Source organism: Aquiflexum sp. (assembly GCF_041749095.1).
GTDB lineage: Bacteria > Bacteroidota > Bacteroidia > Cytophagales > Cyclobacteriaceae > Aquiflexum.
Genome location: NZ_JBGTCA010000558.1, coordinates 1 through 6,673 on the forward strand (window position 1 = coordinate 1; position 6,673 = coordinate 6,673).

8 protein-coding genes are annotated in these 6,673 nt (G+C 40.8%); all 8 read right to left on the reverse strand.

What is annotated here, in order from left to right; genetic code table 11:
* Positions 1-249: 249 nt before the first annotated feature.
* Positions 250-840: a porin family protein gene (locus ACEW8O_RS24910; RefSeq protein ID WP_373497341.1), complete on the reverse strand. Its 591-nt coding sequence runs from the start codon at positions 838-840 to the stop codon at positions 250-252.
* A 96-nt stretch (positions 841-936) separates the two neighbouring features.
* Positions 937-1,308: a response regulator gene (locus tag ACEW8O_RS24915; RefSeq protein WP_373497342.1), complete on the reverse strand. Its 372-nt coding sequence runs from the start codon at positions 1,306-1,308 to the stop codon at positions 937-939.
* A gap of 122 nt (positions 1,309-1,430) precedes the next feature.
* Positions 1,431-2,819 (reverse strand): sodium-dependent transporter, encoded by a 1,389-nt coding sequence (locus ACEW8O_RS24920; RefSeq protein ID WP_373497343.1) that lies wholly within the window; start codon positions 2,817-2,819, stop codon positions 1,431-1,433.
* 39 nt (positions 2,820-2,858) lie between these two features.
* Positions 2,859-3,791 carry an NAD(P)-dependent oxidoreductase gene (locus ACEW8O_RS24925; RefSeq protein ID WP_373497344.1) on the reverse strand — a complete coding sequence of 311 codons (933 nt, stop codon included), beginning with the start codon at positions 3,789-3,791 and terminating at the stop codon, positions 2,859-2,861.
* Positions 3,778-4,620 carry a peptidylprolyl isomerase gene (locus ACEW8O_RS24930; protein WP_373497345.1) on the reverse strand — a complete coding sequence of 281 codons (843 nt, stop codon included), beginning with the start codon at positions 4,618-4,620 and terminating at the stop codon, positions 3,778-3,780. The genes ACEW8O_RS24925 and ACEW8O_RS24930 overlap by 14 nt, the downstream gene beginning before the upstream one ends.
* The gene (gene hemC, locus ACEW8O_RS24935; RefSeq protein WP_373497346.1) at positions 4,617-5,555 is read right to left on the reverse strand and encodes a hydroxymethylbilane synthase; all 939 of its coding nucleotides are present in this window, start codon (positions 5,553-5,555) and stop codon (positions 4,617-4,619) included. The genes ACEW8O_RS24930 and hemC overlap by 4 nt, the downstream gene beginning before the upstream one ends.
* Before the next feature lie 2 nt (positions 5,556-5,557).
* A complete protein-coding gene (gene rimK / locus ACEW8O_RS24940) occupies positions 5,558-6,460 on the reverse strand; it encodes a 30S ribosomal protein S6--L-glutamate ligase (protein ID WP_373497347.1) in 903 nt (300 codons plus the stop codon).
* Positions 6,457-6,673 (reverse strand): RimK/LysX family protein (locus tag ACEW8O_RS24945; protein ID WP_373497348.1); only part of this gene is annotated, 217 nt, incomplete at its 5' end. The genes ACEW8O_RS24945 and rimK, both read right to left, overlap by 4 nt.

The following is a 6,673-nucleotide window of genomic DNA, read 5'->3' on the forward strand; positions in this document are numbered from 1 at the left end:
ACCATTAAAACATGGAGTCAAAATTTCCCAGCAGGTGTCCACAATACCGATTGGGAGTATGGCAGCATTGGAAAGGGAAAGTTCAAAGTGATCATGAAAAGCCAAGATGAATTGGATGAATATTCATTTGAAGTGAAATAACGAGCGATATCAACATCATTTCAAAAAATATCATAAATAATACCTGCAAACGATCCTGCAGGTATTTTTTTTAAGATTTTAATCCAATAACCGGGAATGATACTTTTTTTAAAATAGTCTAAATCCGGCAGAAATTATAAATTGATTTAATCGTTGGTCAGTTGGAAAAGCAGTGGAAGATCTTGAAATCTTTCCCAATGAATTTTCATACTTCAAGTCAAGGATTAAATTCCCAATATCAAATCCTATACCTGCCTGATAACCAATGGTAGATGTATTGTAATCAACTTCCTGAGGCACTTGAAGGGCATCTTCAATTTTGTAATCGATCAGAATTGAGGCCATCGGCCCTGCCTGCAAGCGGAAAAAATTGGCCAATTTAAAACCGAACATGAAGGGTATATCCACCCTATCGAAATTGGCGTCAATCGAAACGTCAGTTCCGTTGGACTGTCTTTGGACAAAAGAACCTCCTGTATTGGTGTATAAAAATTCGGGTTGAATAAAGATCGAGCTGCCCCCCATTCGCACAAATAGACCCAAATGATATCCAAGGCTATTGTCACCGGAAGTAAAATCGTCACCTGTAACTGAAATATTCGCCTGGGAAACTCCAACTTTTGGACCTATTGAGAAGTCCTGAGAACTTGCAGAAAAGGTAACCAATATTCCTAGAACAGTGACTATAAAGTTTTTCATTTGGGTTTAATTATAATTTAAAACCCAAAGTAAGGATTTTGTTTTTGGAAGCCACGGGAAAACCAATAAAAATAAACTGATTGAAAAAAATTCCTTTCAAACTGCTCTTTCCGCTACAAACTGATGAGTGATGTTGTATAACTCATGAAAATTCATAGGTTTTGGCAACAGGCGATCAAATGAAACCGGGGTGATACTTCTGAAGTAATCTATATCTCCGGCAGTGAATCCAATAATTGGTAATTTATTGATTTTGTCATTGAGTTTGATTTCTGCAAGGAGTTCAATCCCGTCCATTTCCGGCATCATGATATCCGTAATAACGATATGTACATCCTCCTCTGCTATCAGAATAGCCAAGGCCTCTAAACCATTCGCGGCAGTAAGGACTGTATGTTGCTCTCTCTCAAATAATTTCCGTAAAACCAATCTATTGATGGCATCGTCGTCGACTACAAGTATTTTCATATTAAGAGGTAAAAATCAATCGGTTAATGTACAAAGATATTTTAATAAAAAGCAAAATGTTATATATAAAAAAAAAGGGCACGAATGCCCTTTATATTTTTTAAAGCAATTCATCTCAAAGATCAGCCCCCTTCCTGAGGAGTTCCGAAAATTCCAAGAAGATCCAACAACACCAAAGCAATCACAATTGGACAGACCCACTTAATAAAGAAAATCCATGCTGACCTGAGACCTCCTTTAAATCCCGGAGCACCTAAAGCAAGTTCATTGGCAAAATCTCCGATTTTCTTGGCCCAACCTGTATAAAGACTAAGCATCAAACATATCACCACTACAGCAAATGTACCAAAAGTAAAATCCATGATGGCGAAAAAGCCCACCTGAGTATTGCCCAAGAAAGAGAGTGTCAATGATTCAAAATAATTGCCTTCAATGGACGACAGTGCTGAAGGCACAGAAAGGGCCATAGCAGCAATACCTATTGTCCATGCGGCCTTTTTTCTGCTCCATTTTTTTTCATCTATAAAATAAGCCACCGGAACCTCCAACATCGAAATACTGGATGTCAAAGCGGCAACCAATAAAAGTAGAAAGAACAAAGCCCCAATGAAGTTGCCACCTGGCATGGCATCAAATACCATTGGCAAAACCTCGAAAACCAAAGCAGGACCGCCCGCAGGGTCCTTTCCGGGAAGTAATGCAAATAAAGCAGGAAACACCATCAAACCGCCCAATAGGGCAACCATGCTGTCCATTCCCGCAATCCAACCTGAAGATTGTACAATATTGCCACTTTTAGGCAAATAAGACCCGAAGGTAATCATCAATCCCCATCCCACTGACATGGAGAAAAATGCCTGTCCAAGCGCCTGAAGAATAACTTTTGTCGTGATTTTGGAAAAATCAGGATATAGATAATATTCAATCCCTGCACTGGCTCCTTCCAAAGTCACTGCTCTGCCAGCTATAAAAATGATGATGATAAACAAGACCGGCATCAAGAACTTAGCTGCCTTTTCAATACCGCCTGAAACACCGCCCAAAACCACTCCTATTGTCATTAAAATAAAAATAAAGCAAAGGGGTATCACATACATAGGTGTCTGCTGAAAATCCGCAAAGTCTATTGGAATATTGATCAATTCAGTGAAAATATAGCCAATTGTCCAACCTGCAATTACAGAATAATAACTTAAAACACAGAAACAGACGAGGATACACAAGATGCCGGCAATCTGCCAAAAGCCATTTCCACCTGTAGCTTTTATCGCACCGATAGGGTTTTTGCCTGAAATACGGCCCAAGGCAATTTCATTCAGCAATAGCGGCAATCCTATTAACAGTACGCAGATTGCATATACAAATACAAATGCTCCACCGCCGTTTTCACCGGTCAGATAGGGGAACCTCCAAATGTTGCCCAAACCTACCGCTGAACCAGCAGCAGCCATTATAAAACCCAAACTGGAACCCCATTGGCCTCTACCTTGGGTATCTGAATTCATTGCCATACTTTATCGATTTGTTAATTTTAAATGAAAATTTAAGAATTAAGAATCGGCTAATTTAAGTTGTTTTGATAAAATACCAATTCCTTCTGTAAAAGTTTTAGGTGAATAACCCAGCTCATTTTTGGCCTTATCGATAATGAATCCTGTTCTGGGTGGCCTCTTGGCCGGCTGCGTAAAAAGTGTTGAATCTACTTCTGTAATCAAGGATTTGTCCAGGCCAAAATAATTTGCTGTTTGAATAGCCATTTGATATGGTGTCAGGAAATCCTTCCCTGAAATATTGAAAATTCCCGTTTCACCCTTTTTCACAATCAGGATACATCCCTCTGCCAAATCTTCCGCTAAGGTGGGTGTCCGCCATTGGTCATTGACTACTTTGATGGTCTTTCCTTCTTCAAGTGATTTTTTTACCCATAGAATAATATTCGACCTGCTCATGTCATTGGCTATCCCATATACCAAAACTGTCCTGACTATCGCCCACTTGATCCCAGATTCCAATATTCTATTTTCTGCCTCAAGCTTGGTCTGACCATAATAATTGATGGGATTCGGTTTTGCTTCTTCGGAATAGGGGCCTTCTTCTCCGTCAAAAATAAAATCAGTAGAAAGGTGGACCAAATGTACATCATTGGTACGGCAAGCCTCAATCAAATTCGAAACAGCATCAATATTGGCTATTCGACTTTGGTCTTTTTCTTTTTCACAATCATCCACCTGGGTCATGGCCGCTGTATGTATTACCGCGTCAGGATTGATGTCGGCGAATACTTCCAAAACCTGCTGTCTGTCGGTAACATCCATTTCTCTCCATGCGTAACTTCCTTTCCATGAATCAGGCAATCTCGAATCTCCTTTCCCTGTACCTATGACCTCGAATCCAGGATCAGATCTCAATTGGTCCATTAATTTCTGACCCAAAAGACCATTGGCCCCGGTGACCAGAACTTTGACAGTTTTACTCTTTGTCATAAGAATGTCCATAATCTTTGGTGATTTTCTTTTTTGGAAGGTGTTCAACAGATACTTTCATATAAACCGGGTTCAAGGGTCTGTCCCTTTCGGCAGTTTGCTCTGCTGCTATCTTTTCCATTACATCCAAGCCCTGAATAACCTTGCCAAAAACTGTATACTCATCGTCGAGGTGCGGAGTTCCTCCTATGCCGGTATAAGCTTCTATCTGCTGAGGCGTCATTGGTTTTTCAAGATTGATATTATAAAAAGACTCCATGTTATCTTTTTCATACAGCATCAATTTATTCAAAGAATCAAATTGCTGCTCCTGGTACAACTTGCTGTAAGCATCCTTCAGATGCGCATTGCTGCCAAGCTGAATGTATTTGTAAAAATAATCTGACAAGATCTTCATGTCAGTCACGAGTTCATCTCTGCTGTACACCTTTCCCTGCACAATATAAAACTGGCTGCCGCTTGACCGCCTCTCAGGATTGACATTAGTACCCTGTCTAGCAGCCGCGATCATACCTTTACTATGAATCATACCTTTTTGGATTTCAGCAGGAACTGTGTACCACTCTTCCTGAGGCAGCTTTTCCTTGCTGAACACATCACCACCCTGAATCATAAATTCAAGAATAATTCTATGAAACTCCGTGGAATCAAATCTTCCGGACTGAGCCAAATCGATGAAATTCTTTTTATGCTTTGGGGTTTCATCAAACAAGATGGCATACATATCCCCATGACGTGTCTGGATTTTGACCAGATAGTCTTTTTCTGATTTGCATGAAAACAGTGCAACTGCTGTGATAATGGGCAATACAAACCTTAAACTTTTCATTTTTTCAAAGCTGTTTTTATCTCTTTTAATATTTCAAATCCTCCATCCTTCAAAACCATGTCAGCCAATTGCTTTCCAAGTTCTTCTGATTGCTCAGGGCTTCCCGACACTTTGTGCATGATCCTAGAGCTGCCCTCTAAGCTTACAATGCCACCTTTCAGGTGCAAAGTGTTATTCTTTAATTCCGCTAACGCAAAAACAGGAATACTGCAACCTCCTTCCAAAACCCGCAGGTAAGACCTTTCAGCCAGTAATCTATAACCTGTAGCTTCATGATGGCAAGCGGATATTATTTGAGCTTTGATGGTTGGGTTTAGATTTAATGAAGTCTCAATAGCTACACTTCCCTGACCCACAGCAGGCGTAAACTCATCCAATGAAAGCTTATGTCTGATCAAATCATCATATCCCATCCGATGTGCGCCCGCATAGGCCAATAAAAGCGCATCACATAAACCTGATTCCATTTTGGCAATTCTTGTCTGTAAATTGCCCCTGACCTCTACAGTCTGTATGTGAGGATAAAAATGTTTTAATGTGGCAATCCGTCGGGTAGAAGAAGTCCCAAGAACCAAAGGTTTTTGTGGATCTTGGTAATTAATGTCAGGATCATGGCTTAAAATAATATCATTTTCCTCTTCCCTTTCTGTAAATGCAATGATTTCAAATCCATCGGACAATCTTGACTGCATATCCTTGGCGCTATGTACAGCGATGTCAATTGCACCTGAAGCCAATTGATCTTCAAGCTCTTCTGTAAAAACACCCTTGCTCCCAATTTTGGCAATGGAAACATCCAATATCTTGTCTCCTTTGGTTTCTATGATGACAATATCACTAGTCAAACCTTGGGCCTTGAGCAAATCTGCCACATGATAAGCCTGCCAAAGGGCCAATTTGCTGCCCCGAGTGCCTATCCGGATTGGTTTGTCCATTTTTAATGTTGAGTTTTTTTGATTTTTTTCTCTACCGACTCCTCTATATATTTCACTATCTCGCCCCCGATATTTACTCCGGTGGCTTTTTCAATTCCCTCCAAGCCCGGTGAACTGTTTACTTCCAAAATCAATGGCCCTCTTTCTGACTGTAAAAGATCAACTCCTGCAATGGCAAGTCCGAGGGCTTTTGCAGCACCGAGTGCGGCCATTTTTTCTGCTCTTGAAAGCTTAATGATAGTTGCTACCCCTCCTCGATGGAGGTTGGAGCGAAATTCACCTTCTGCCCCTTGACGCTTCATGGCCCCAACCACTTTTCCATTGACCACAAATGCCCGGATATCAGCTCCTTTGGCTTCTTTGATAAATTCCTGCACGATAATTCTTGCCTTTAAACCATGAAAGGCTTCGATCACCGACTGACCTGCTTTTTTTGTTTCAGCCAGGACTACGCCCAAACCTTGGGTACCTTCCAACAGTTTGATGATCAAAGGAGCTCCTCCTACCCTTTCTATCAGCGCTTTTTCTCCCCCTTTGGAAAAGTTGGTAAAGGCTGTTTTGGGCATTCCCAGACCAGCTTTTGAAAGAATCTGTAAGCTCCTCAATTTGTCCCTGCTCCGGACAATCGCCTGGGATTCAACCGCAGAAAATGCACCCATCAGTTCAAACTGACGGACTACCGCTGTACCATAAAAAGTCACCGAGGCACCGATCCTTGGAATAATGGCATCCACTCCTGAAAGTTTTTCTCCTTTATATATGATAGAAGGCCCATCCTGTTCGATGATCAGATCACAAAGTGAATGGTCAACCACCATGGCCTCGTGCCCTGCGGCTTTAATTGCTTCTAATAACCTCCTGGTAGAATACAGGTGGGAGTTTCTTGATAAAATCGCAATCTTCATTTCAATGATTTTTTTGATAAGTTAACCTCTTGCACATCTACTATAAATCTCCCTATCAATATTTTTCTTCCTAGAAGAATGGGATTCCTCATTTTTGACCTATCTGTCAATGTAAACTCTGCTTCGAATTCGACACCAAACATAATGACTTTTGTACTCACTTTATACCTGACCTCCGCCTGACCAAATGAATTCTTTACTTTTTTTTGGGAA

Bases quoted from the DNA above. Each gene is read 5' to 3' on its own strand.
- ACEW8O_RS24910 (WP_373497341.1), bottom strand. From the start codon at position 840: ATGAAAAACTTTATAGTCACTGTTCTAGGAATATTGGTTACCTTTTCT.
- ACEW8O_RS24915 (WP_373497342.1), bottom strand. From the start codon at position 1,308: ATGAAAATACTTGTAGTCGACGACGATGCCATCAATAGATTGGTTTTA.
- ACEW8O_RS24920 (WP_373497343.1), bottom strand. From the start codon at position 2,819: ATGGCAATGAATTCAGATACCCAAGGTAGAGGCCAATGGGGTTCCAGT.
- ACEW8O_RS24925 (WP_373497344.1), bottom strand. From the start codon at position 3,791: ATGACAAAGAGTAAAACTGTCAAAGTTCTGGTCACCGGGGCCAATGGT.
- ACEW8O_RS24930 (WP_373497345.1), bottom strand. From the start codon at position 4,620: ATGAAAAGTTTAAGGTTTGTATTGCCCATTATCACAGCAGTTGCACTG.
- hemC (WP_373497346.1), bottom strand. From the start codon at position 5,555: ATGGACAAACCAATCCGGATAGGCACTCGGGGCAGCAAATTGGCCCTT.
- rimK (WP_373497347.1), bottom strand. From the start codon at position 6,460: ATGAAGATTGCGATTTTATCAAGAAACTCCCACCTGTATTCTACCAGG.